The following is a 26,351-nucleotide window of genomic DNA, read 5'->3' as shown; positions in this document are numbered from 1 at the left end:
GTGATGCGCTTGGCAAAGCCGAGGTCTTCCAGGCCGGTGTTTTCCAGCTTGAGGCCCAGGTCTTCGGCCACCAGGGTACCGCCGGTCAGAACCGCGATATCTTCCAGCATCGCCTTACGACGATCGCCGAAAGCAGGGGCTTTCACGGCTGCGATTTTCAAAACTCCGCGCAGCTTGTTCACCACGAGGGTGGCCAGGGCTTCGCCTTCGATGTCTTCGGCGATGATGAGCAGGGGCTTCTGTAGACGTGCGACTTTTTCCAGGACAGGAAGGAGTTCCTTCATGTTGGAAATTTTCTTTTCACTCAGGAGGATATAAGCCTCTTCCAATTCAACCGTCATGCGCTCGGCATTGGTGACGAAATAAGGGGAGAGATAACCGCGGTCGAACTGCATCCCTTCCACAACCGTCAGGACGGTGTCCGTGCCCTTGGCTTCATCCACCGTGATCACACCGTCACGACCCACTTTTTCCATGGCATCGGCGAGGATGGTGCCGATTTCCTGGTCGTTGTTGGCGGAAATACTGCCGACATGAGTGACAGCTTCACGGCTGTCGCAGGGCTTCGCCTGGCTTTCGATATGTTTCACCAGAGCGGCCACAGCCTGGTCGATCCCGCGCTTCAGTTCCATGGGGTTGTGACCAGCGGCCACCAGTTTGGAACCTTCACGGAAAATGGCTTGCGCGAGGACAGTTGCGGTGGTGGTGCCGTCACCAGCTGCGTCAGCAGTACGGGAGGCAACTTCCTTGACCAGCTGCACGCCCATGTTTTCGAACTTGCCTTCCAGTTCGATTTCCTTGGCGACCGTCACACCGTCCTTGGTAATCAGTGGGCTGCCAAAAGAGCGGTGAATCAGAACATTGCGACCTTTGGGACCCAAAGTGACTTTGACAGCATTGGCGAGGGTGTCCACGCCTTTCAGCATGGCTTCACGGGAAGCAGTACCAAAGTTGATCATTTTAGCGCTCATCAGCACTCCTTGAGAAACTTATGTGATGGTTTGTTTGTGAATGAAAATCAGTCAACGATGGCCAGAATATCTTCTTCGCGCATGATCAGATGGTCGACGCCGTTGATTTTGATTTCGTTGCCGGCATACTTGGAATAAAGGACGCGGTCACCGACTTTGAGTTCCGGTTTCACCACGCTGCCGTCTTTGAGAACGCGACCGTTGCCCACGCCGATGACTTCACCTTCCACTGGCTTTTCTTGCGCATTATCAGGAATGATGATGCCACCGGCCGTTTTGGTTTCGGAATTGAGGGGCTTGATAACGACTCGGTCCTGCAAAGGTCTTACTTTCATCGAACTTTTCCTCCAAGAGATTAACGGAGCCCGAATATTTCATAATTCATTGCATAAATTAAGATCGGCTCCGGGGCTGTCAATGCCCCCCCCTTCAAAAAATTTGCCCCTGGTTGCATAAATTACGCATTTCGGGATACTGAAGGAATTGGGACATAACTGCGGACTTCCAAAAGTGGGTCCATACTATACGGAACCTATCGTCGTGACGAGAGGATAAGACAATCCATGCTCGAACAGCATGCAGGCCTGCGGCCGCACACAAAAAGTTTTCCGAATCTCCTTGTGGTCGGCTGGCGGGAGTGGGTATGTATGCCAGCTCTTGGAATTGACCGCATCAAAGCGAAGATTGATACGGGGGCCAGGACCTCGTCCCTGCATGCCTTCGATATTGAGGTGATCAAGCATCGGGGCCGAGAAATCGTGCGATTTAAGGTCCATCCCTTGCAACGGCAAAGTCGCAAGATTATCGTTTGTCAGGCGGACCTTTACGATGAACGAATCGTGCGCAGCTCGTCCGGGCATTCCTCGCTACGACCGGTTATCATGACCCAACTCCAGGTTGGCCCTTGTTTCTGGGATATTGAATTGACTCTAACCAATCGGGACAAAATGGGATTTCGTATGTTGATCGGCAGGCAGGCCATTCGTAAACATCTTCTGGTGCATCCCGGAAAGTCATTTATCCTGGGCACCCGCAAGCGCAAGGAAGGGTGAGGGCTCATGAAGATTGTCATTTTGTCGCGTAAACGGGATCTTTATTCCACGCGGCGCCTGGTGGAAGCGGCCGAGGAGCGAGGCCATCAGGTTCGTGTGATCGACTATCTGCGGTGTTATATGAATATCACCGCCACCGATCCCAAAATTATCTATGGGCATCAGGCCTTGACCGGCATCGATGCGGTGATACCCCGCATCGGCGCGAGCTATACCTTCTACGGGAGCGCGGTCGTTCGTCAGTTTGAATTAATGCAAACTTACGTCGTGAATGATTCGGCCGCCATTGCCCGGTCCCGGGACAAGCTGCACTGTCTGCAGAAGCTGGCCAAGGCCGGCGTGGACCTGCCGGTGACGGGCTGTGCTCATAGCACCAAGGATGTTGAGGGGTTGATCGAATTCGCCGGCGGCGCGCCCCTGGTGGTCAAGCTTCTGGAAGGCACCCAGGGCATCGGCGTGGTGCTGGCGGAAACGAAAAAAGCCGCGGAATCGGTGATCGAGGCCTTTCGCGGGCTGGATGCCAATATCATCGTGCAGGAGTTCATCCGGGAGGCAGCGGGCAGCGATATTCGCTGCTTTGTTGTGGGCGATCAGGTGGTGGCGTCCATGATGCGCCAGGCGGCGGAAGGCGAGTTCCGTTCCAATATCCATCGCGGGGGCAGCGGGCATAAGGTCGAGATCACAGAGCAGGAACGGGCCATGGCGGTGCGAGCCGCGAAGCTTTTGGGGCTCGAAGTCGCTGGGGTCGATATCCTGCGCTCAAAAAATGGGCCGGTGGTGATGGAAGTGAATTCCTCACCGGGTCTCGAAGGGATCGAGAAGACGACTGAGGTGAACGTTGCCGGCGCCATTATCGAACATATTGAGCATCGGGTGACCAGCACGGAACCCTAGGAACCGGTTTGCCGAGCTTTCGCAACAAGAGCGCAGCGGATGCTGCGCTCTTTCCTCAACGCTCCTCGTGCCTCGACCCATTGAATCTGAGGCTTCGCTGCCTGCTTCACTCGGCGTACTCATTGGTGCTCACCAACTCCGTGCGCCTCGCTCGCGGCGCCTTGCCTCAGATCCAATTGATCTGAGGCACCAGGACTGACAGAAAGCAGCGGCATTCCTGATGGGATCAGGAATTGGCTGCTTTTTTCGATTCCTCTTCACCCTTGACGCCGACCAGCTTTTTCAGGAAGCCACCCTTGCCCTCTGTGATTTCCACTTTCCTGGGGCGCTCAATTTCGGCTTTCGGGATCATGAGGTATAGCACGCCGTTGTCATAGCTGGCCTCAATCGCGTCGCCTTTAACGCTTTCAGGCAGCGTAAACACACGACGGAATTCGCCATGGTTACGTTCCACGCGATGGAACTTCGCTTCCTTCGTGGTGGTTTCGCGTTCGCGTTTGCCACTCACGGTGAGTTGATTGCCCACGACTTCAATATTCACATCTTCTTTTTTGAAGCCAGGCAGGTCAAAGCTCAGAAGAAAGCCCTTCCCGTCTTCCTGCACGTCGCAAGCGGGCGATAGCATCATATCCTTTGCACCGCTGCGATATTCGCTCACGGACTTGTCAAAATCGTTAAAGAAGCTGTCCAGTTCCTTGGTGATGCCATCCCAATTTCTCAGAAGAGAGAAAGGGCTGCGATCTGTGCGCCAAAGCTCAAGGCTGCTCATAACATCCTCCTCGACAATATCACTTGATTCACTTGGTTTTCCCGGAGCTTCATCGCTCCTTCTGTCAGGAATTTAAGAACGCAAATTTTAGGGTCAAGGCGTGAGGCAAAATTTTTTTTCGTTTGCTTTCATTTTCCCGGGCATTTCCTGCCTATACCTTTCATGTAAGAATTGAACTGGGGTGCGAGAAATTTTCGCCAGTTTCCAGCTTTCTCCTAAGATTGACGTTCCAGCGCCATCCTGCTATACAGGTTGCTCCGGGCGATCGGCCACTCGAGGTGGGTTTCATGAACAAGCTGCTGCACAGCCTAGGCCGCGCTCTCATCAATCTTGGGAAAAAGATGGGCTTAAAAACTCCACTGGTTCTGACACAGTATGCTGAAGCCGCCCTGCCGACCGTGTTCGGTGAATTTTTGACCACCGTCTATCGGGATCAGAATCAGGAAGAGCCAGCCTTATTAATAAGTTACAACCTCACCCCGGATTCAGTCCCGTTTATCCGCGTCCACTCGGAGTGCTTTACCGGCGAGGTGCTGGGGTCCTTGAAATGCGACTGTCGGGATCAGCTCAATCTCGCTTTGGCTGAGATTCAAAAGCGCGGCTCCGGCGCGATTATTTATTTGCGTCAGGAAGGCCGAGGGATTGGACTGGGAAATAAGATCCGGGCCTATCACCTGCAAAACCAGGGTGCCGACACGATCGAAGCCAATCATCAGCTGGGCTTTGACACCGACCTGCGGAGCTTTGAAGCGGCGGCGCTGATTTTGAAGCAGCGGGGGATCAAGGAAGTTATTCTCAACACCAACAACCCGGATAAGATCCAGGCGCTCACCGATCTTGGCATCGTCATCCGCGAACGTGTGCCTTCGCTCGCGGCGGTGAATAAATTCAATGAAGATTATTTGAAGACCAAGATGAAGAAGCTTGGGCATCAACTGAACGGGCTCTTTCACTGACGGGCAGCAGCGCTTGCCTCGCATCCGGGAGCGATCAATCAAGCGTCGCATCCCCGATTGTCATCAATCATTATCATTATTATTGTTATTATTCCGCGCCGGCCGCGGCCGCCGCTCGGAAAACTTCTTCCGCTGCTCGGGCGTTAAAACTTCCCGAATGCGAAGAAGCTTTTCAAACTTCATGGTCTGCAGTTCCAGATATTTCTTCTGCATCAATTCAAAGCGTCGGCGTACTTCCTCAGCCGGCGAATTATCCGCCATCGCCTGAGCCAGATTCTGCTTCAGGAAGCTAAAATCCTCGCGCAGACGCTTCTCCTCGGCGGGCTTCCATTGACGCCGGATATTCACGATCTGCTGCGCCTGCTCCGCGCTCAAATTCAATTCCCCCAGCTTTCCCGTAATCACCGGTCGCTTGGGTGCGGGCGCAGGCCTTGTGAGCGGAGCGCCTGGAGTCGTACTATCATACGGCTGTACCACAGCCTCCGGTGCCGGGGTCGGTGCAGGCAAGGTTGAACCCGGTGTCGCGGGGGTGGTGGGCGCCGCCGCTGGGAATGGGGCTGGCGGTGGAGGAGCCTCGGCAGGCAGGCCAGGATCCGATCCCAGGTCACCGCCATCGGACTCGCTTTGAGCAAGAGCCGTCAGACTATGAAGCATCAGAATACTGCTCAGAAGACATTTGATAGAGAGATGCGTTCGGCTCACAAGCCAGTCCTTTCCAGCGATTTATTCGATAATCACCAAGTCGCCGCGTTCTAGCCAAAAATTATCCACATAGGTGTCGCCACTGCGGATGCTGTCCAAGGCGGATTCATAGCGTTTCTTTACACCTTCCGGTGTTTCCCTGATTAAAATCACCCGAGTCGCGCTCGGATTCGTCCAGCCACCGGCCAGCGACAGGCCTTGAAGCAGCGTGGTCCGACCGCCGAGGAGTATGGTCCCCGGTCTGTGCACGAGACCCGTGAAATAGACGATGTAACTGCTCGGTTCCGCCACAGCCACCGACACCCTTGGGCCGGACATGTGAGGCCTGAGCTTGATCATGATCGAATCGCGCAGGGATAATTCCGACAGTCCCTTGGCCCTGACCATGCCGGCCACAGGCAGCGAAACATAACCGGAAGGGGAGACGCGATAGGAACCCGAGATATCCTTGTTGCCTTGAACGTGAATATGCAGAAGGTCGTTCACATCGATCAGGTAGTCGCCATAGTCGTTGTACGTTTTGCCTTTGGGCGCTGTACTCAGATCCTGCGCGATTCCAGCAGGCGATGAATTGCCATGCTTGCATGCACCTGGTATGACCAGGGCCATCAGCATCAAGATAGATTTCAGCGGTTGCATGATTCCTCCGGGCTCACGTGTCGACAAACCCCCTTGCAGGAGGGGCTTCGGCAGAATCGAAAAAAACCTGAGGAATAGTTCCGGCAAAGTCAGATATTTAGCGACCCGTACGCGGGGTATGAGCGGATAAGTCTCTGATTTAAAATGGAATTAGAAAGGTCGAAAAAAAGCAGGAAACGGCCCGATCTGGACCGTTTTCAAGTTAAAGAGGAAAGGAACTTACTTTTCGCCAACGATATAGGCGACCCAGCTGTCGCAGATTTCGCCCTTATCAATCTTATTGAAATTGCCATCACCTTCGCCGTCTTCGTCCGTGCCTTCCCAGTAGTAGTGCACTTTCTTAAAGCCGATCTCTTCCAAAAGATCCCTGAGCTCCGGCAGACTCCAGAGACGCCAGTCATAGGTGAAGACATTCTTGATCTTCTTTTGGCCTTTGGGGCGGTAATGAATATAGAACATGGCTTCATTGGTCAAAGGATCAAAGGTGTCCTGATCCCAATAGTAGCTGAAATCATCATATTCCGTTTCATGCTCGTTGGGCTCCATACAGGATTGGCCCCCGAAGCAATCCATGATCAGAAGACCCTTGTCATTCAAACGATCAAAGGCTGCCTGGAAGTAACGCTTCAGGTCCGCTCTTTGCTTGAAGCCGAAGTAGGAGAAATTCAGCGGCGCAATGATATCCGCTTTGGGCAACTCAGGATTCATGACATCGGTTTGCAGCGTATGCACTCGCGCCTTTTGCTCCGCGTTCAGCTGATTCAAATAATGCGCGCGGCCATATTCCAAGGGCTCAGGATCCAGATCGATACCGTAGGCGACCTTGTCCGCGTTGAGTTTGGCCCATTCGCAGCAAAGAGCAAAGGCGGCACAGAAATCCTCGCCCAAAACTCTGGCTTCCTGACCGCGAATTTCGCGATACACACGATCCAGAAAAGCTGCATCCACATCCGGAGATTGTACCGAACGCGCATAGTAGAGATACTTGTCAAAAGCCATGCTGAGAATTCCTTTCCAAACGACACGTCACGATTGCCAGACCTGGTTCAATCGCAGGGGCGATTATGCTGGAATCCGCCGCTTGAAACTAGCGTTTTCTGCGGTTTCGCAGCTGCCAAAGGAGGGGTGTGCTACTGATCAGGAGCAAAAATAAAAGAGAGAGTCCCAACTGCCAGCGCAACTCGATCGGGATATGCACATCACGAAATTGGCCGCGCATTAGAGGCTCGACCAATTGACAGCCGGTATGACCCAGGTAGTTGTAAACAAAGGTGCCGGGCAGCATCCCGAGCAGGGAGCCCGCGACATAATCCCTGCTGCGAATGGGCAGGAGGCCACAGGCAAAATTGAGGCCGGTGAATGGAAACAGCGGTACGAGTCGCACAAGTATGATAAAACCCAGCCCGTTGTCGCGCAGCATACCCTGCAGCCTCATATACCAGCTGCGGTGCTGAAGAGAGCGGGACAGGGGCTCGCGCGCGACCGTGCGGCTGATAAAAAAAGCGAGGCAGGCTCCACTTGCAATCCCAAGCAGGGATAGCGCCGTTCCCCAGCCCCAGCCATAGATCATTCCTGTGAGCAGAGACAGAACGGTGCCGGGCAGCAGGGCAAAGGATGCGCTGACAAAGCCGATGAAGAAGAACAGAGGGGCGGTCCAGCCCATCTGTAAAAAATAGCGGCGGACATCCGCACAGTCGGTCCAGGAAAAGTCGCGGAATTGCCAGCGAATGAAGACAATGAAGAGGGCCATCAGAGCCACAATGAGCAGAACCTTGCCGAAAGTTTTCATCGCCTTCCATCCTTGGCTGCGCTGAAAACCATTCTATCACAGAGGCTCGGGCTTGCCCAAAAGCTCTTCATAAATCAGATAAAAGGAGGCACCCGCCGTCGGGAGGCCAAAGATCAGACCCAGACCGAAGGGCAGCACACAGACCAAAAGCAGGAGCCCCATGAGCAGGCCATAGATCAGAAGGGGTCCGAGGTTATTCTGCACCGCCTGAAAGCTCAAGCGGACGGCACTGCGAATGGACTGATTTCGAAACAGGATCAGAGGGGTGGTAAAGCTGGTGGCGGCAAAGGCCAGACAGGAGCCAAAGCCACTGATCAGGGCCCCAAACGCGATCACCAGCGTCGAGGTGAAGGACAGATCCGGCAGCGTGCTCTGCTGCTCCATCACAAATTCCATGCCGCCCGCAGCCACCAGAGCACCCATCACGGGCAGGGCACAGATGAAAAAGAGTGCGCTGCTCAGGAGCATCATGAGGACGAGATGGAGAAGGCGCTTACGGGTCCGGTGCATGACCTCGTCCAGTTGAAAGGGAACCGCCCTTCTCTGTGCGTCCGCATAGCAAAGGGCCAGGATTACCGCGATGAACTGCAGGGCCCGGTTGAGGATCCAGCCGATATGGGGGATGAATTCGAAGGCGAACGTGAGCCCAAACACGACAGCCGTGCCGCCCATCCAGATCGCCGGGCGGTCTGTGACAAGGCCGATGGCGCTTTTAATCCAGGCCAGCCCGCGGCCCATTGATACTTTCGCAATCTCCATGCGACCGCTCCTTCTTACGCCAGGAAAGAATTCACACGATGACTCAGGTTCCTTGTAACTGTTACAAGTCCTGTTCCATGGAGGAATGCCTGCTAAAGGAAGAAGGTGTCAGATAAAAAAGGCGGGAACGCTCCGGGATTTCTGTCCAGAGCGTCGACAGTGAAAAGCTGCAGATAAGACGCCTAACGGAGAAGCCGCACACCACCGCTGTGCTGCTGATGCAGGCCGCGATGCAGGGTCAGTTCCCGTCCACGATCCTTGCCGGAATTGTAGGCTTCCTCCGAAACGCTGACACTGCGTCCGCTGCCGCCGATGATGGAGGGAAACCGAACCCGGACGAAGTTTTCCAGCTCCGCTTCCGCCACCAGAACGAGGTCGGTCTGCCTCCGGACTTCCGTGTTCAGCACCAGCTCCTGCTGCTGTTTTTTCAGCTTTTCGGCAAAGCCCCTGAGCACGCCCATGTAGAAGGAGTTGCGCGCATTGCGTGGTTGCGCGCCCTTGCCTTTGCGGAATTGCTCAAAGAGCAGAGGCAGCTGCTGGTACAAAAACCAATAGGCATATTCCGCCATCTGCACGTTCTCGCGGGTTCCCATGATGTCGACCACCCGATAATGAGTGAGGTCCTTGGCATCATAAAGATTGCGGGAGATGCAGCTCACAAAAAAGTACTCATTCAGAATATTGAAGATGCTCCACTGCCAGGTGGCGATCTGCTTTTTCCGGTGATGGATGACAACGTAGGTGTAATCCTGTTTTTTCCGTGCCGCGAGCGACTCCAGATGATGCCGGGCACACAGCTCGCGGGCCCGTTGCATGGCAAGACTGGCTTCATTCTCATTGCCGCTGGCAGCCAGGGACAAAAGTTTTTCCACCCGACGCAGCAGCTTTTCCTCTTCCGGAGCCAGCTCCCGATGGGCGGCCACCGCCGCGGCAGGGTCCAGTTCGATCGTCGCATGACGCGCCCAGGGCGCCACGCCCAGCCGCTGGCAGGCCTTTTCAAAGTATTCACCGTGGGCAGTATCATCATGTCCATACTGCTGGTAAACCAGGGCATGAGCCAGTTCATGTTTCAGCACTTCAATCACCAGGTCCCAGGGCTGCGCCTCAATCAGGCGGCGGCTGATGCTGATGCTGTAGCGTTGCGGATCGAAAACACCATATCGCTGGCTGTCACGATTCAGCAAAAAAACCGGCATCGGTATGCGAATACGATAGTACGAGAGCGCCTCATGCGCCTCGCGGACCAGCTGCTGGGTCCAGCATCGTTCCAAATATTCCTCAAACGTTTCGTTCAGTCCTGGACCTTTCATGATCCCTCCGTGTCCCTAATGCTCATAGCCATGGGTATGGATGGGCTCCTCTTTTTGCAGGCCTTGGCCCCAATAAAGTCCCTCTCCCTCAATGATGCGCCCGATGCGTTGACAGGGTATATCGCCCTGCGCTTCCAAACGCTCGGCTTCCTTCTCACTCAAAGTAAAACAGAGTTCAAAATCCTCACCATCCGCCAGGGCATGGCGCAAGGCATCGGCCCGCATCATGGTGTGGAGTGGCTCGCGCAGCGGCAGGCGATCCGCCTCCAGACAGGCCGCGACTCCACTCTGCCGACATATATCCCGCAGATCCTTGCCCAGGCCGTCGGATATATCGATCATGCTATGCAGCGTATAGCCGTCCATCAGAGCCCGCGCCTCGGTGAGCTTCGGGATGAAATCAAGATGATGCCCTTCAATGCTGCCTCCGAGGGCACCGGTCACCATGATGACATCACCGACCTGTGCCCCGCGTCTGGTGATGGCCCCTTTTTGATGGACGACCCCCACCACGGTCACGGAAATCACCAGGGGCCCTTCCCAAATATTGGTGTCACCGCCGGCGATCGCGACCTGAAATTTCTGGGCCAGCTGCGCAAACCCCGAATACAGGCGATCAATGAAACGCGACTCCGCCCGGGATCGCGGCAGAGCGAGGCAGATATAAGCGGACCGTGCTTCGCCGCCCATCGCCGCGATATCCGACAGGTTCACGGCCAGGGCCTTGTGTCCGATTTTTTCAATATTGTGAGCATCGACGATGAAATGCACACCTTCCATCAGCATGTCGGCGCAAACCAGTTGATCGCGTTCGCCTGGCTTCAGGACGGCGCAGTCGTCGCCGATGCCGAGCTGCACGCTGGCGTTATCCGGGCACTGCAGCATCAGCTGTTCAATGATCTTGTTTTCTTTCATTTAAAGAGCCCTTTCAGTTCAGGCGCGGCCACTGGCTCCGGGCGGTCGAGCAGCCCCACGGCATGGGCGGCCTGTCCCAGGATCATCGCCGGGGAAAGACCCTGCTCGCGCAGATGCCGAAGGCTGGTGGAGCCATCGCGCTTGGAAAGTTTGCGTTCCGGGCTTTCCCAAATCAGGGGATGATGAAGGAAACGCAGAGGTTTTGTGACTCCAAATATCGAACGGAGCTGCAACTGCCGACCGGTTGCAGGCAAAAGATCCTGACCGCGGATGACGAGGTCGATGTCCTCGGCGGCATCATCCAGGCTCACGGCAAAGTTATAGGTCCAGTTGCCATCCCGATCCCGAATCAGAAGGTCACCGCATTGCTCATCGGGTCTTTGCACCTGCCGCCCGGTCCAAAGATCATCAAAAGCGCAGGTCATGGGATCAAGACGCAGGCGCAGTCCCGCGTGATGATCGGCATGCCCTCGCGTGCGGCAGTGTCCATCGTAGCGAAGTTCATCGTGCGAGGCTTCACCGGTGCGTTCCATAATCTCCCGGCGACTGCAGGTGCACGCATAAACCAGACCGCGGGAGCGCGCCGCCTCCATTTGGGATTCGTAACGGTCCCAGTGATCGCTTTGCCGGAAAAAATCAGCTGTTTTCATCAGGCCCAGCCAGATCAGGTCTTCCAGAATGGCCTTTTCATACCCGGGACGTACCCGGCCGCGATCGTGATCCTCGATACGCAGAACAACGTCGGCTTCGATGGACTGGGCGATCCCCCAGACAAAGACGGCCGAAGCAGCATGGCCGAGGTGCAGATAGCCGGTTGGACTGGGCGCGAAACGCGTGCGTAATCCACGGGGCAGGGTCTGGAGTTGTTGGCGAATTTCCGCCAGCACGTGCGCCTCACATTGGGTTGATCCGGCTTTCATTCTGGAGACTTTGCCTTCCAAGAGCAATGGATTTTACGTATGATAATCCCAATGACGTTATTGCGTAGTGAGAGTCATGAGCCTGACCAAGCAAGCGATTGATGCCCTGATCTTTGACTCCGGTGTGGGAGGACTCAGTGTCCTCAGTGAAATCCTGCGCGTGCGCCCGCAGCTGAGTTTTGTCTATGTTGCGGATAACGCGGGGCTGCCTTATGGCGATAAGACTCCCGAGTGGCTTCAGCAACGCGTGAGCGCGGTGATTGCGGCCGCGTGTAGCCTGTATACACCCAAACTTCTGGTCATTGCCTGCAATACGGCCAGCACGCTGGTCCTTCCGCAGCTGCGTTCCGAAGTGACCTTTCCGGTTGTTGGCGTGGTGCCGGCCATCAAACCGGCTGCGACTCTCAGCAAAAATCGGGTGATTGGCTTGCTTGCCACGCCAGCCACGGTCAAACGCGTTTATACGGATGGGCTGATTCAGGACTTTGCCAAGGACTGCCATGTGGTTCGCGTGGGCAGCTCGCGCCTCGTCGAACTCGTGGAACGCAAACTGCGGGGGGAAAGCCTTGCGCTCGATGAACTGACACGAATCTGTCAGCCCTTTCTCGAATCCACACCGATGCCGGATACCATCGTCCTCGGTTGCACGCATTTTCCTTTGGTATCCACGGAACTGAAAACCGTGCTGGGAGGCGTTCAACTGGTGGATTCCGGAGCCGCCATCGCCCAGCGTGTCCAAACCCTGATGGGTACGAGCGGGAATCAGCCCCAGCCCTTGCGAAAAATCCTTTTTACACAGCTGGATACCAGCATTGATCAGCTCAAACCCTACCTGAAAAGCCTCGGTCTGGATGCCGCGGAAGCTCTTATCCCGCCGAAAGAATCTGCTTCCGGGAAATAATTGTCCGTCGCCGAAACATCAGCGAACTTTAATCGTTCCGGCAAAAGCCTGAATCCAAAGGACCTCCGCGATATTTTTCAAGCGGTTTCGAGGGCGCCGATACGATTAGCATGGACGGTCGCAGACCAAATTACGAACCAGAACAGATAGAGGACGGCTCTTATGAAAACCCCACATGGCAACCATGGACTGGTGCAAGCTCTGTTGGGTCTTCTGCTCAGCACCTGGGCGGCATCCTCCCTGGCCCTCGATAGCGAAACCAAATCCCGTATCCTGGATACTCGCAACTGCAAAGCCTGTCGCCTGCAGGGTGAAAACCTGGCTGGACTTGACCTGCGCAGTGTTCTGTTTGAACAGGCGGATATGCGTAACATGCGGCTGGCCGGTCGGAACCTGAGTCGCGCGGTCTTCAAAGGAGCCAATCTTTCCGGAGTGGATTTGACCGGAGCCGATCTCTCCGAGACTGATTTTTCCGAGGCCGATCTTACCGGAGCCAAACTGCAAGGCGCGAATCTGAGCGGCGCAATCCTGGTGGATGCCAAACTTATGAAAGCTGATCTGCGCAACGCCGACCTGAAAGGCGCGCAGCTGAATGGCACCAAACTCACGCATGCTCTGCTTTCCGGCGCCAGACTCCGGGAGGCGAATTTTTTTGAAACCGACCTGACCGGTACGAATCTGAAAGGCCAGGTGTTGATCGGGCTGGATCTGACCAGCAGCATCCTCCGCAACGCTGATCTCACCGGAGTCAACCTGAGTCGAGCCAATCTTGATTCGGTGGATCTGCGCGGGGCCAATCTTACGTCCGCCCTGCTGTTGGAAGCGAATCTTAACAATGCCCTGATGGATGGTGCCCGACTGATCCGAGCCAACCTCAGTCACGCGAGCCTCATGAGCGCCCGGTGTGACAAGGCCGATTTTTCGCTGGCCAATCTGCAAAAGGTCAATGCCCTGGGCGCCTCGTTTATCGGAGCGAATCTGCGCGGAGTCCGTCTGATGGATGCTGACCTTACGCAGGCAAAATTTCGTCATGCCAGCCTGGAGGGCTTACTCATCAAGGGCGCGATGGTTTGCGAGTCCGACCTGCCCCTGGCCGTGAAAAGGAAGGGCAGCTGCGCCGAGGCCACCTTCATTACGGATGTGGATGATATCTGATTCCCGGGCGTGAATCCTCCTTCATACGCTCTGTGAACAATCCCCGTCATTGACAAGAAGCCAGCCCCACGTCTATCGTGAGGCTGTTTCTTTATGGGAGATGAAACACCATGCGCCTCTTGACCTGTGTCTTCCTGTTAACAGGGCTTCTCAATGGAACCGCATTCGCTCTTGATGACGATGATGATGATGATGACGATAAGAAAGAGGATAGGCAGGACGGGCGCGCTGGTTCCATCAGCGAAGGCCTGGCCCGCGGCAGCCTCCAACCCTTTTTCGAGTTGACCCACAAGCAGTCCAAGCCCGGGGACGAAACCTTGCGGCTGAATGGTTTCCGTTTCGGCCTCAGCGAAGGCGGGGAACGGCAGCTGGCTTTGGCCTACTATCGCAGTGGAACCACACAATACGACTCCGGCACCCGCTATGAATTAAGTTACGGCGGGGGGGTCTTCGGCGATCCACCGCAGGGCGATCGCATCACGGAATGCTATTTTCAGATGCTGGTGGGAACCGGACAGGCGAGGGTGGAAACCGTACAGGATACCCGCACGAGCCGGCTCCTGTTTGTAATCGAACCCGAGATCGGCCTTGGCGTGAATATCACGCCCTGGATGCAGCTCGGTGCGGGCGTGTCGTATCGTTATCTGAATGGTCTGCAGGTTCTGGGCCTCGGAAGCGAGGACCTGCGGGGTGGAACCGCGAACCTGCATTTGCTTTTGCAGCTGTAGTCTAAGGACGCGTGGAGCTGGTGCGGGACGGTCCGGCCAGAGGATTCCAGGTTTGAAGAATCGAGATCGACCCGCTGCCCACTCCGAAGAGGAAGCTGGGCCAGTTCGCGCTGTGATCCGCCCGGAAAATATGCGGCCCGGATAGAAAACTCTCGCGAGGACCCGAGCTGGTCTCCAGTTTTTTATAGAGCGCATAACGGGGATGCCGCGGTCCCGCGACAGCCTGCAGAGCGGAAAACAAGGCATGATGCACCACGAGGCGCATATCCACCGTCCCCGCCAGGGAACCTTCCGCAAAGTATTCCTTATCGACGGTCGGCACCTGAATGCCATAAGGCAGCTGCTTGTAACTGCCCAGATAATCCACGAACACGGAGCCGACCAGATTTTCATCAGGCGGATCCACAAGCTCGTAAGCACGCCAGCGCGGAATGCCGAGCAGCGGCACACGTCTCACTCCGTAATAGGCCAGGGTCTTATTGAGGTGCCGGACGTTCTTGAAATGATCAGCGATCAGGATGGCATCCACATCAATGATCGGCGGCAGCACCAGACTTTTGGCATCAAAGGGCACACCGAGCTGTGAGGCCTCCATCTTGCTTTTATTGACCAGATCCAAAAGCTCCTGATTGCGGCTCTCATCATCGATGTGAAAGAGTTTGCGCACGTGGGCATCGATCGAGGAGAAATCCGCCGGATTATAAATCAAAGGACCGATGACCTGGATCTGCAGGTGCCGCGCCTGAGCTCGAAACGCTGCAATCAAAGGCTCATCACGCGTAAACTGTGGCGCCATGATCGCGATGCGCTTCATGTTGCGTCCCAGGGCGTAGCGGGTGAGTCCGGACGCCAGCAGGCGATAATCGGGGCCCATATAGAAGGTGTATTTGCTCGCTGGACCTTCCGGCTTGCGATTCAAAATGATGGCCGGCACGCGCAGACGATCCGCCCATTGCGTGAGGTAAGGCGCCTCGCTTTGAAACAGTCCACCGATGATGATCGACGCTCCATGCTGCCAGATGCTTTGTGCCAGCTGCCTCTCGAATTTCTCACGATTGCCCTCGGTATCACGCCAGATGATAAGGCGGCCGGGAGTCATGCCCTTGCTCTGCATCCATTCATGCACGCTGCGCAGCACCAGTTGACCGGCGATTTTCGGCATTTTGGAAAAGGGCAGCAGCAGGGCAACCTTGCCGTTGTGTTGGCTCAGGGCCCTTTCAATCATCTCCATGGTTCCCGGCTGATGGCAGGCGTCGGCCTTCAGACCCAGCAGAGGAAGCAGCGGGGATTGTGGAGAGACCGCGGCCCCGGGCGGCATCTTGCGATACAGTTCCTGGAAGGCCACCACGGTCCTGCTGAAAAGTTTGGAACAAAGCTCGTTGTCATCACTGACAGCGCTTTGTTCCGCTGCATTGGGCTGAGCCCAAAGAGGCCAGCTCAGACAGGCTATAAGAAGAAGCATGAAGCGAACCGGCATGTTTTAGCGATCCAAGAAATCGCGGAAATTGCCTGTCTCCCGGACCACCGAGAGGGCTGATTCCGTCCGCGTGGGTTCCCGTCCTTCAATAAAAGTCATATCGATCCCGCTCGGATCCAAATGTCCAAACAGCGGATGCACCTTGAGTACCTTGATGCCTTCCGGCACGGGGAAATCCTCACCCGGATAACGCTGCCGGGCCCTTTGCACGATCTTCGCCCAAACGGGAAGGGCCAGGGTATTGGCCGCGACCGTGCCGGTGAAGGCGAGATTGTTATCCGTGCCGACCCACACCACCGTGGTGAGATTCGAGGTGATGCCACAGAACCAGTTGTCCTTGGCATCATCGGTGGTTCCCGTCTTGCCGCCGGCATAGGCGCCCATTTCGGCAAACGTACTCGCGGTTCCGTATTTGAAGACGGCGCGCATCGCATCGGTCAGGAGATAGTTGATCTGTTCCGGCAAAACCCGTTTGGGCTTCCGGGGCGGTGGCGGAGCCTCATACACCACATTGCCGTCACGATCGGTGATTTTGAGTATCATGCGTGGGTCCACCTGAACGCCACCGTTGCCAATGGTCGCATAGAGGGCCGCCATATCCATCGGCGTCACCTCCGAACCTCCGAGCAGCGTGCCGGCCTGATTTTTCAGCTCGGTGGTCACTCCCATCTTGCGGGCGAGATCGAGTACGCGCTTTGTGCCCAGACGTTGGCCGATCTCAATCACCGGGGAATTGATGGAGCGATAGAATGCATTGTAAAGGGTGGCTTCCGTAAGATATTCACCCCCGTAATTGCGTGGCCGATAATCCTGAATCACCACCGGACCCACATAGAACATATCCGACCATTTCATGCCAGCCTGCAAAGCGAGGGCATAAACCACAGGTTTAAAGGAGGAGCCTGGAGCGCGCTTGGCTTTGAGCACGCGGTTGAATTGCGAACGGGCATAGTCCCGGCCGCCGACGATGGCTAGTACATCACCGCTGCGATGATCCAGCACCACGGCTGCGGTTTCAACAACCTTGGGGATACCCGTCGGCACATGGACAAGTTTGGTGGCGGCAGCAGCGAAGAGATCGCTCGACTGATCGACGACCTTGTTGATCTCCTCCTGAAGAGCGACATCCAGTGTCGTGTGAATTCTAAGGCCCCGTCCCCGCACATCGCCGGTCAGAAGAGTTTCGGTCTGCTCCTGCACCGCATCGATGAAATAAGGGGCAAAGGTCGTATTCAACTGACTTTGGGATTTGAAGGTCAGGGGTTTGCGGCGGTAGGTCTTATAGGTTTCCTTGGTGAGGAAGCCGGCCCGCACCATGGCCTTGAGGACCTGCCTTTGCCGACGTTTGGCCTGGTTGGGAGCCTTGTGCGGATTGTAGCGACTTGGGGACTGAAAAAGACCGGCGATCAAGGCCAGCTCGTGAACGTCGAGCTCCCGCAGCGGCTTTCCAAAATGCCGTTCGGATGCGGCGCCGACTCCATAGGAACCCTGCCCAAGGAAAAGAGCATTCAGATAAATTTCGAGGATTTTTTCCTTGCTCAGATGCCGTTCCAGTTGAATGGCAAGGATGGCTTCCTTGATCTTGCGTTCAAAGGTTTTTTCGGGACTCAAAAGAAAATTGCGCACCACCTGCTGGGTGATGGTGGAGCCGCCTTGCGTAAATCCACCGCTGCGCACCGAGGCCAGGAAGGCCCGCATGATGCCACGCAGATCGATGCCGTGGTGATCAAAAAAATGCCGATCCTCGACCGCCAGCACAGCCTGAATCAGAGGTTTGGGGATGTTTTCATAAGGGACGAAGACGTGATAGTCGCTGAAAAACTCCCCGATCTTTTCGCCATTGCGATCGTAAACCAGGGAATTGTCCGAATGCTTGTAATCAATGATCACGGTGAGGCGTGACTGGTCGAGATGCAGCACACCGGTCTGCTGCAGCCAGAGGCCCATCCAAACCAGAGTGCCGAGCAGCACAAGACCTATGGCGCCCAGGCTCAAAAGCACCTTGCGGCGTCGATCGCTTCCTCGCAGATTCAGCCAGGCGGCAAGGCGTTTGATCGGCATGCGCCCCTGCAGGCTGGTCCAGGCATACTTCAGCCTTTGCCACAGCTTGCGGCTTCTTACGTGGAGTAAGTTTTTCTTTTTTCCTGAATACTTCATTTATTTTTCTGGGTTAGAGCGCGAAAACATCAGAACTACCAAACCGTCATTCCAAAAGGCTTGCAAAGCTCGTCTGCGCTTGATGGAAGACCAATGAACTTTCCAAGACTTACTGAAACTTTTGAAAAAACCTTAAACAATAAGGAACATGGCCGATATCTCAAGAAAGGTGGTGGCCCAGCTTTACTTTGAGGTATTCTGTGAAGCAAACAGGCAAAAAATCGATGAAAGTATTGATCATCGAACCGGCATCGGGTACACCCAGTCGGCTGTGGACACTCTTCGCCGAGCCTCGTCACTATAATAACCCAGATTCCTTGTATCGGATAGATCACGTCGTCAGCGCCACACGCGGTGAACAGGCGCTTGAGGTTTTCCATAAATTGCATCCCGACCTTGTCGTCATCGACCTGGAACATGGAGGTGACGACGGCCTGAATTTCTGTCAGGAGGTGCGGACTCGGGAAAAAGACAGACATACGGGTTTTGTCTTTTTCAGTCATGAGGTTCAACACGACGATGGCGTCTTTGAGCGCGTGCTGATGCATGGCGGCGATGATTTCATCGATGGCAAGGCTTCGGATCGGGAATGCGTGGCCCGGGTGAACTCGGTCTTCCGTTTCAAGGCGATGGCCGATCGTTTGCGGTCGGTGAATCATCGCTTGAAAATGCTGAGCCTCACCGATGAGCTGACCGGTTTAAGCAACATGCGAGCCTTTAATATTGATTATCAAAAGCTTATCAAAGGCTGTCGCAAGGGTGATTACGGTCTCGGCGTGATCATGCTGGATTTGGATCATTTTAAAAAGATCAATGACAGTGCGAATCATCTTGTCGGCAGTTTTGTGATCGGCGAAGTCGGACGTTTGATCGCGCACTCCGGTGTGCTGGGCAAGGATGCAGTGGCCGCCCGTTACGGTGGCGATGAATATATCGTCTGCGTTCCGACCCAATCGGTTTCAACGGTCTGGGATATCGCCGAACGCATCCAGGACCTGATCATGCGCAGCGTCTTTAAAAAAGAGCAATATACGGTGAAACTCACCGGCAGTTTCGGGATGTGTTGGGTGGATCCTGGATTCGAAGGCAAGTCGGATGATTTGATCAAAGGCGCTGACGTCATGCTCTACCGCAGCAAGCGCAACGGCAGAAACATGGTCAGTGGCATGATCTTACGGTATCCGGTTGATTTTAATCATATTGGACGGCCGCATCTGATTGATCGGGATTCCTGCCGTGATCACCACAACATCCCCCGACTCCACAATGCCTAGGTCCTTCAGGACGACCGGCAAATTCTGCAAAAGCGTATCCGTATTATAGAAAGCCTGGTTTGGGATGCCGTGTATGCCCCAGACCAGCGACAGACGTCGGGCGACATCCGCCCGCGGACTGATCGCTATGATCGGTGTGCTGGGTCGCCATTTGGAAATCGATCGGGCAATCGAGCCGGTCAGGGACAGGCAAACGATGGCCTTGGCTTTCAGGGTATCGGCGGCCTCACAAGCTGAAATGGCGATCGACTCGTTCACTTCCCACGTTTCCCTCTGGGTCAGAGGATCGTTCATGTTAAAGCGCGAGGGGCGTTTGAAGGTCCAGTTTTCCACCTTCTCAATGATGGTGGCCATGCGTTTCACCGCCTCGACCGGATAGCGGCCACTGGCCACTTCACCGGAAAGCATCAGGCAGTCCGCGCCGTCGAGCACGCCGTTGGCCACGTCCGCGACTTCCGCAAGACTGGCTCTGGGGTTCGTGATCATCGATTCCAGCATCTGCGTGGCAATAATCACCGGTTTGCCCGCCCGCGCGGCGGCCGCGATGATTTTTTTCTGCAGGTTCGGGACGCGTTCCACGTTGGCTTCCACCCCCAGGTCACCCCGGGCCACCATCAGGGCATCCGCGGCCTTGGCGATCTCATCGATCTGTTCCATCGCGGGCAGCTTTTCGATCTTGGCCACCACCGGCACATCGGAACCCAGCGCCTTGATCATGGCCTTGATCTGATAAATGTCGGCCGGATCCTGAACAAAGGACAAGGCCACGTAATCCACGCGATTGGCGATACCAAAGAGGAGATCCTTGCTGTCCTTGTCGGTCATGGCCGGCAGTGACAGTTTGGAATCCGGGAAGTTCACACCTTTGCGGTTTTTCAGGATGCCGCCATCCTCCACGCGCACGGTCACGCTTTCATCGTGTACGGCATGGACCTGGAGAATGAGCAGACCATCATCCATCATCACGCGCTGGCCAACTTTGACGTCGTGCACGAGGCCCCGGTAATCGATCGGAATGATCTTGGGGTCATCCTGCTCGACGCCATAACGTAGCCGATAGGTCTCACCAGTCTGAACTTCCATCTGACCGCCGATCAGGCGTCCGACGCGGATTTTGGGTCCCTGCAAGTCCTGCAGGAGAGCTACTGGACGGCCCAGTTCGGCACTGGCACGTCGAATCGATTCAATATTCTTCGCATGGGTTTCATGATCCCCGTGGGAAAAATTCAAACGGGCGATATTCAGACCCGCTTCAATCAGCTTCTTTTGCACCTCATAGGTCGAGGACGAGGGCCCGAGGGTCCCAATGATCTTGGTGTGCCGCCTGTCCATGAGGTAATTCTTGCTCACCGAGGCTTCTGATTGACTTGCCAAAATTGACATAGCATTCCTTCCGAGTTCTTGATCCAGAAACAGTAACTGGGGCAACAAGCGTCCACACTTTTCTAGCAGGAAAAATTCCCGACCTTAAGGACTTTCGAGCGGGAGCCGAAAAACCAGTCAGGACCCGTGACAATCCAGGAGGTTTTTAGGTCGTTTCGACAAAAAATGGGGATTTATCTGTGAGCCGGCATAGTCTTTGGGTGGGTACAAATATAGCCGATCGCTACTGCATCACCGGGGAAATCGGTGGGGGCGGGATGGGTCGCGTCTATAGTGCCATTCCTTTTGCCGATCCTTCGCAACAGGTCGCCATAAAAGTGATCGAACGCGACAGTCTGGATTACGAGGACGTGCTGCGCTTCCAGCGGGAAGCCGCTCTGATGAGCCGCTTGCGCCATCCGAATATCATCGCCTTTCACGAATTGGGACTTTATCAACCGGAGCGCTCGCCAGGCAACCGGGCCATCAGCGGTTATTATATTGTGATGGAAGTGGCCCAGGGCCATAACCTGAAGGAGTCGCTCACCAAAGGGGGGCGGAAGGGCCTGGAATTCTTTTTCCAGCTGGGCCTTCAGGTTTCCTCAGCCCTGGAATATACACATGCCAAAAACATCATTCATCGCGATATCAAGCCCCAGAATATCATCATCGAACGCAGCGCCGACAGCGATGACAGCCTGATCGTCAAGGTCCTCGACTTTGGCATTGCGCATCTGACAGAACTCGACCTTTATTCCAACGACGACAGTCTTTTGGATATCGCCGGCACGCCTCTTTATATGGCTCCTGAGAACAGCAAGTATCTCGACGCGCCCATCGATCATCGCGCCGACCTTTATTCCCTGGGCTGCATGCTCTATGAAGTGCTCGCCGGGCGCCCGCCCTTCCTCGGCAACACCCGGGAAAAGCTGGCCCGCGATCATGCGCATGCCGCCCCGGAACCCTTGACGGCTTTGCGCCCGGATATCCCGAGCATCGTCAATGACATCGTCATGAAACTGATCGCCAAGCATCCCAAGGACCGTTATCAGACCGCCTTCGGACTGCACGTCGATCTGCAGCGCGTGCGCAAGATCCTGGCGTCGGGCCGTACCCACAAGCGTTTTCAACTGGGGCGTTATGATCGTCTGAATATCCTGCCCAGCAATATGGAAATGGTGGGCCGCCAGGAGGAATTTGATAACCTGGTGAGCAATTACAATGCGATTGCCAAGGAGAATAGCCGCAGCCGCCTCGCAGTGATCCGCGGCCCGGCAGGAACCGGGAAAACCCGTCTGCTCAAGGAATTCAGGGCCTATCTGGCCCGCCATCGCATCCGTTATATCAGCACCAGTTTTTCACGGCATGAAAACAACCTGCCGTTCAACGCCCTGGCCAACGGTTTCAACGAATACCTGATTCACGTGCACAAAACCCAGGCCGTGGAAGCCGAGGAGATCAAACGCAAGGTGCGCACCCTGCTCGGCCCGACCGCGCCGATGGTGGCCCAGATCGTTCAGGGCCTCAAGCCCTATCTGGATGAGGAACTGGAGGATGAAAACGTTCGCAACGGCCTGGAGCAGGAACGCGACTTCGATTTCAATGACTTTGCCAAGGCCTTTTCGGACTTCACCCGCTGCCTGGCCAGTGACTCCGAGCCGGTCGCCTTCTTCTTTGATGACATGCAATGGGCGGATGACAAAAGTCTGGAGTTGATCGACCGCTTCTTCAGTCATAACAATTCGCAGCGCTTCTTTCTGATCATCGGCCACCGTCCCCTGGGCGAGGACGAAGGCACCAACTTTCAAAACTTCCTGGCGAAGTTCAGCAAGCTGCGCCGTCGCTATGCCGAGATCGAACTCGCGACCCTGAATGAGGATGACATCGCGCGCCTCAATCGCTCCATCCTCAACCTTTCACAGAGCATGGATCCTGAGTTTCTCAGCTTTTTACAGAAAAAAACCGGCGGCAATCCCCTTTATCTGCTCGAACTGCATCGCAGTCTTGTGGCTCAGGAGCTGCTCAGCCTTGATGATCAGGGTTACTGGCGCTTCAAGCTGGATGAAATCGAAAAGGCGGAAATTCAATCCAATTCCATAGACCTGACCCTGAATCGCCTGAATGAAATGGATGCCAGCGATCGGCGCGTGCTGGAAGTGGCGGCCATCGTCGGGATGCATTTCACGGCCGATGCCCTGCGGGTGCAGTCGCCGTTCAATGATACGACCATCATGCGCATTCTGCAGTTTTCCCTGGTCAACGGACTGGTGACACGCAGCCAGGACCCAGCCACCGGTTCCAAAAATCGCGCCTTCGCCTTCACGCATCGCAGCATCCGCGAGATGATACTCGATACCATACCGGTGCAAAGGCGCTGTGAGCTGCATCGCCTTGTGGCTTTGCGCCTCGAGCAAAGCTCCGGGGAGGAACGGGCGCAGACCATTTTTACCCTGGCCCATCATTTCTATCAGGCGCTGCCGACCGATATCGCCTCGGATCAGAAAATGGTGGAAAAGGCCCTGGTGTATAACATGCGGGCCGGTGGCAAGGCCATCGAAGTGAAGGCGCTCCTCACCGCGCAGCGTTACTACGCGAATGCCCGCACTCTGGTTCCGCACTGGCATGATGAATCCACCGCAACGGTTCAGGTGCAAAAAACCATCCTGCACAGCCTCGCGGACATCCTCTTTGCCCAGCGCGATTATGCCGAGGCCGCGCAGATCTATAAGGAACTGAAGCAGCTCCGGCTCAATCAGATGGAATATTCCTATGCCACCTATAAGCTCCTGCATCTGAGCCTCGTCAGCGGTCACGTGGCCTCAACGCTGCGGGAGCTGGTCCAGGCGTTTGAAACCTTGAAATTCCCGGTCATCCGCTTGAATATGCTCAGCTATATAAGGGCCGCCTGGGTCATGCTCAAGGCGGTGGCCATGCCGCTGCCTTACAGCCTGCCCATGCAGATTCTGAAGCAGGCGGAACCGGTCCCGACCCGGCATGATCAGCAGACCTTTCATCCCTTCCTGCTCTATTTCATCGGGCAATCGGCCGGCATCAACTATGACAAGCGTCTGGGGCTCGTCTATCACACCGCGCTTCTGAATCGTTGCCAGAAGGTCTCCGTTCCGGAGGATCTGGCCCTGCGCCTGCTCTGTGATCACGCTTTGATCCTTGCCTTTATGGGGATGAAGCAGCGGGCCTATCATCTGCTCGATCTGATTCACGAGCGGGCTCATGATCAGGGCTGGGAGTCGATCATCGCCTATCTTTCCTTCATTCAGACCCTGATCATCGATCAATATCAGGGGAAATTTGAAGACCCGCGCGAAAACCTGGAGCGCATGCAAAAGGGTCTGGAAAGCCCGGATTTCCTTCTGCCGGCCATGCAGGAAAAAATCTGTCGGATCTTCCTCGCCTTCACGCAGGCGCAGGGCAAGGAACTGACCCGCATGATCCAGAGTCTGCCGGGTCTCCTGACCATCCGTCATTGGCTGACCCCGCGTGCGGTTGCCATGTATCTCTTCTGGCTTCTGCTCTCGGGGCAGCGCGATCTGATCGTCAGCTATCGCAGCTTTATTGAAAAACGCAGCCGGGCCAACAATCGCCGGACGGATACCTTCATGCGCATCACGGAAAGCATCGTGAGCTTTGCCGCCGGGGAAAAGGACAAGGCTCGCAGCGCCTACTACGAGGCCATGCTGCTGTTCCACGATGATTTGAAAAATCCCCTCCTGCTGCCCTTTGAAATCGACTTCGTTCTGCTCTATGTCACGCTCTTCCATGAAGTCTTCGCCTTTGAATATGGCGAGGAACTGCTCATGACGCGCTCGGTGCAGCCGACGCTCGAACGCCTCATGAAAATGGCCGAGGAGCCGCGACAGAGGCGTCGCGCCATTCCCATTCTGACCGTCGCGCGCCTGCAGGAGGTGATGGGCGGCAAGGATATCAAACCGCTGTTTGATATCGCCCTGAAACGTTCGAAAATCACCCAGCAGCCTCTGGTGGAGCTCCTGACGGAACTCTGGTTTGGTCGGCATCTCTTCCAGGAGCGCGCCGTGGTTCGGGTGGACTATGTGCAAAAAGCAGCGGACCAGGCCCAGAAACTCGGTCTTGATCTGGTGGTGGCCATGGCCCGCAAAACCGCGCGGGATCTGGGTCATCTGACCGCCGAAGACCTTACGGGCCAGAGTCGCCTGGAACTCGGCGCCTCCGTCGAAGCCATCGATCCCCTTGTCCGTCAGCACATGCTGCTTCTGCCGCAACTCAAACCCGATGTCATGGGGCTGGTGGAAGCGAAAAACAAAATCTATGAACTCCTGAACGACCGCCTTGTGTTTGCCGAACTGCATCTGATCACCGCGAATGATGTCGCCGCGTTTGATGCCCTCGGCCGGCCTCCCAGCGATCGGCTGCAGCAGATGATTGCCTATGTCGGACCTTATCTGAATCTCAGGTCCTCGCTGACCATTCCGGTCGGGGATGCGCCCTGGATGCAGGGGCACACGCAATCCATCGTGGAGCGCCGTCCCCCGCCCCTCTTTAGCCACCAGGATGCGGGACCTTCGCAGGATCGGGACATGGCCGAGGATGTGGAAAGCACCCTGGTTCTTTCGCATCCTGAGCCTTTGCCCAGCCTGGGGGAACGCCCACCACAAAATGAAATGGTCGGCGATCGCCTCGCCCAACGCAGCATGAATACGCTGGTACCCATTCGTTATGCCAACCGCGGTCTGGGTGTCCTGTTTTTGGAAAGAAGCCGTCTGCAGGATGAGGACTCGACGCTCCTGCGCCAGCTCCTTGATACCTTCGGTGCCCAGATGGGGATTTGGCTGCGCAGCTATCTGGGAGGTGAAGCCGCCCACGGAGGCCTGCCCCTTTTAAGTTATGGACCCGGCAGCTATCATCTGGAGTCCTGCCCTTGGCTGCATGTCTGGACCGAAGGCCATCTCCGGAGCGCCCGCGAATCGGTCTGGTACCTGGGCATCAATATGAGCGAGCAGAGTTATCTGATCGTTTACTGCCGCCTCAATGGACCCGAGGATCTCCGGGCGCCCTTGGCGTCCGTGCTCTGGCATGAGATGCTGGTCCTGCGCACGCTCTTTTCCGGTGTGGGTCGTGATCAGATCAGCGAGCAGGACGTGCAGGAGGCGGTGGAACGTCAATTCCATTCCTATCAAGGTATTCAGAACCTGGAGAGCATCAACCTCTCCTTTAGTATCATCCATCGGCAGAAGGGTGAAGTCTGGAGTGGACACTTCGGTTCGGCCCGTCCCATGGTGCTCGGGACCACCAACGAGGTCACACCCCAGAACCAGGTTGTCATTCACCTGAGTAACGGCCGTTATCTGCGCTACTGGAAAGTGCACGTAAGCACGATGCTGAAAGGCGTCTACATTCTGGCTCATGATTCCAGCAAACTGGATCGCCTGAACCTTGCGGGTCTGAAGGAACAGAATTTCGAGGCGATGAATTGGGAGCAGAAACGATGGACCTTCCGCGAATATTTGAAACAAAATTTGATCGATGCCCACATGCCGAGGTATTTTGTGGCTGCAGCCTGGAACGGGCAGCCGACAGCTTCGCAAACGGGCCTCGATCGGGCAGGATAAATTGACTGTTCTTTG

Annotated in this window: 22 protein-coding genes; 8 read left to right on the top strand and 14 right to left on the bottom strand. The window is 55.7% G+C overall.

Features of this window, described 5'->3' with window-relative positions; translation table 11 throughout:
* The coding region (gene groEL / locus OLTU_RS24635) for a chaperonin GroEL (protein ID WP_141736857.1) at positions 1-971 on the bottom strand (971 nt) is incomplete at its 3' end.
* A 47-nt stretch (positions 972-1,018) separates the two neighbouring features.
* Positions 1,019-1,306 carry a co-chaperone GroES gene (gene groES / locus OLTU_RS24630; protein WP_141735404.1) on the bottom strand — a complete coding sequence of 96 codons (288 nt, stop codon included), beginning with the start codon at positions 1,304-1,306 and terminating at the stop codon, positions 1,019-1,021.
* A 228-nt stretch (positions 1,307-1,534) separates the two neighbouring features.
* On the opposite strand from groES, the gene OLTU_RS24625 reads away from it, so the two are divergent.
* Positions 1,535-2,023: an ATP-dependent zinc protease family protein gene (locus OLTU_RS24625; RefSeq protein WP_141735403.1), complete on the top strand. Its 489-nt coding sequence runs from the start codon at positions 1,535-1,537 to the stop codon at positions 2,021-2,023.
* Positions 2,024-2,029: 6 nt separating this feature from the next.
* Positions 2,030-2,917: a 30S ribosomal protein S6--L-glutamate ligase gene (gene rimK, locus OLTU_RS24620; protein ID WP_141735402.1), complete on the top strand. Its 888-nt coding sequence runs from the start codon at positions 2,030-2,032 to the stop codon at positions 2,915-2,917.
* A 226-nt stretch (positions 2,918-3,143) separates the two neighbouring features.
* On the opposite strand, the gene OLTU_RS24615 is transcribed toward rimK, so the two are convergent.
* The gene (locus tag OLTU_RS24615) at positions 3,144-3,686 is read right to left on the bottom strand and encodes an Hsp20/alpha crystallin family protein (protein ID WP_141735401.1); all 543 of its coding nucleotides are present in this window, start codon (positions 3,684-3,686) and stop codon (positions 3,144-3,146) included.
* A gap of 287 nt (positions 3,687-3,973) precedes the next feature.
* Between OLTU_RS24615 and ribA the strand changes: the two genes are divergently transcribed.
* Complete coding sequence (gene ribA, locus OLTU_RS24610) at positions 3,974-4,642, top strand: GTP cyclohydrolase II (RefSeq protein WP_141735400.1); 669 nt, start codon at positions 3,974-3,976, stop codon at positions 4,640-4,642.
* Positions 4,643-4,705: 63 nt separating this feature from the next.
* On the opposite strand, the gene OLTU_RS24605 is transcribed toward ribA, so the two are convergent.
* The 8 genes from OLTU_RS24605 to OLTU_RS24570 form a co-directional block, all read right to left on the bottom strand.
* The gene (locus OLTU_RS24605; protein WP_141735399.1) at positions 4,706-5,344 is read right to left on the bottom strand and encodes a Spy/CpxP family protein refolding chaperone; all 639 of its coding nucleotides are present in this window, start codon (positions 5,342-5,344) and stop codon (positions 4,706-4,708) included.
* A gap of 21 nt (positions 5,345-5,365) precedes the next feature.
* Positions 5,366-5,983 carry a polysaccharide biosynthesis/export family protein gene (locus OLTU_RS24600; RefSeq protein WP_141735398.1) on the bottom strand — a complete coding sequence of 206 codons (618 nt, stop codon included), beginning with the start codon at positions 5,981-5,983 and terminating at the stop codon, positions 5,366-5,368.
* A 219-nt stretch (positions 5,984-6,202) separates the two neighbouring features.
* Positions 6,203-6,982 carry a class I SAM-dependent methyltransferase gene (locus tag OLTU_RS24595; protein ID WP_218110242.1) on the bottom strand — a complete coding sequence of 260 codons (780 nt, stop codon included), beginning with the start codon at positions 6,980-6,982 and terminating at the stop codon, positions 6,203-6,205.
* Between the two features lie 88 nt (positions 6,983-7,070).
* Entirely contained in the window at positions 7,071-7,772 is a 702-nt protein-coding gene (locus OLTU_RS24590; protein WP_141735396.1) for a TVP38/TMEM64 family protein, read from the bottom strand.
* Between the two features lie 36 nt (positions 7,773-7,808).
* Entirely contained in the window at positions 7,809-8,531 is a 723-nt protein-coding gene (locus tag OLTU_RS24585; RefSeq protein WP_141735395.1) for a hypothetical protein, read from the bottom strand.
* 182 nt (positions 8,532-8,713) lie between these two features.
* Entirely contained in the window at positions 8,714-9,841 is a 1,128-nt protein-coding gene (locus tag OLTU_RS24580; RefSeq protein ID WP_141735394.1) for a SprT-like domain-containing protein, read from the bottom strand.
* Positions 9,842-9,856: 15 nt separating this feature from the next.
* Complete coding sequence (thiL, locus tag OLTU_RS24575; protein WP_141735393.1) at positions 9,857-10,756, bottom strand: thiamine-phosphate kinase; 900 nt, start codon at positions 10,754-10,756, stop codon at positions 9,857-9,859.
* Complete coding sequence (locus OLTU_RS24570) at positions 10,753-11,676, bottom strand: glutamate--tRNA ligase family protein (RefSeq protein ID WP_141735392.1); 924 nt, start codon at positions 11,674-11,676, stop codon at positions 10,753-10,755. Before OLTU_RS24570 ends, thiL begins: the two co-directional genes overlap by 4 nt.
* 76 nt (positions 11,677-11,752) lie before the next feature.
* Here OLTU_RS24570 and murI point away from each other — a divergent pair, with 76 nt between their 5' ends.
* The 3 genes from murI to OLTU_RS24555 all read left to right on the top strand — a co-directional run bounded on the left by murI (position 11,753) and on the right by OLTU_RS24555 (position 14,460).
* Positions 11,753-12,577, top strand: coding sequence for a glutamate racemase (gene murI / locus OLTU_RS24565; RefSeq protein WP_141735391.1), 825 nt, complete (start codon positions 11,753-11,755; stop codon positions 12,575-12,577).
* A 162-nt stretch (positions 12,578-12,739) separates the two neighbouring features.
* On the top strand, positions 12,740-13,732 hold the full coding sequence (locus OLTU_RS24560) for a pentapeptide repeat-containing protein (protein ID WP_141735390.1): 993 nt from the start codon (positions 12,740-12,742) through the stop codon (positions 13,730-13,732).
* Positions 13,733-13,842: 110 nt separating this feature from the next.
* Positions 13,843-14,460, top strand: a complete 618-nt coding sequence (locus OLTU_RS24555; RefSeq protein ID WP_141735389.1) for a hypothetical protein — start codon at positions 13,843-13,845, stop codon at positions 14,458-14,460.
* Position 14,461: 1 nt separating this feature from the next.
* On the opposite strand, the gene OLTU_RS24550 is transcribed toward OLTU_RS24555, so the two are convergent.
* A complete protein-coding gene (locus OLTU_RS24550; protein WP_218110241.1) occupies positions 14,462-15,922 on the bottom strand; it encodes an ABC transporter substrate-binding protein in 1,461 nt (486 codons plus the stop codon).
* A gap of 18 nt (positions 15,923-15,940) precedes the next feature.
* Complete coding sequence (locus OLTU_RS24545; protein ID WP_141735387.1) at positions 15,941-18,094, bottom strand: transglycosylase domain-containing protein; 2,154 nt, start codon at positions 18,092-18,094, stop codon at positions 15,941-15,943.
* A 224-nt stretch (positions 18,095-18,318) separates the two neighbouring features.
* Between OLTU_RS24545 and OLTU_RS24540 the strand changes: the two genes are divergently transcribed.
* On the top strand, positions 18,319-19,368 hold the full coding sequence (locus OLTU_RS24540; protein WP_141735386.1) for a GGDEF domain-containing response regulator: 1,050 nt from the start codon (positions 18,319-18,321) through the stop codon (positions 19,366-19,368).
* On the opposite strand, the gene pyk is transcribed toward OLTU_RS24540, so the two are convergent.
* A complete protein-coding gene (pyk, locus tag OLTU_RS24535; protein ID WP_141735385.1) occupies positions 19,267-20,751 on the bottom strand; it encodes a pyruvate kinase in 1,485 nt (494 codons plus the stop codon). The two genes, OLTU_RS24540 and pyk, sit on opposite strands and share 102 nt — an antisense overlap.
* Positions 20,752-20,930: 179 nt before the next feature.
* On the opposite strand from pyk, the gene OLTU_RS24530 reads away from it, so the two are divergent.
* Positions 20,931-26,336, top strand: coding sequence for an ATP-binding protein (locus OLTU_RS24530; protein ID WP_141735384.1), 5,406 nt, complete (start codon positions 20,931-20,933; stop codon positions 26,334-26,336).
* Positions 26,337-26,351: the final 15 nt, after the last annotated feature.

Source organism: Oligoflexus tunisiensis, from assembly GCF_001748245.1.
In the GTDB taxonomy this organism is placed as follows: domain Bacteria; phylum Bdellovibrionota_B; class Oligoflexia; order Oligoflexales; family Oligoflexaceae; genus Oligoflexus; species Oligoflexus tunisiensis.
The sequence above is the reverse complement of the archived record's forward strand: the minus strand, read 5'-3'. Positions and strand labels throughout refer to the sequence as shown.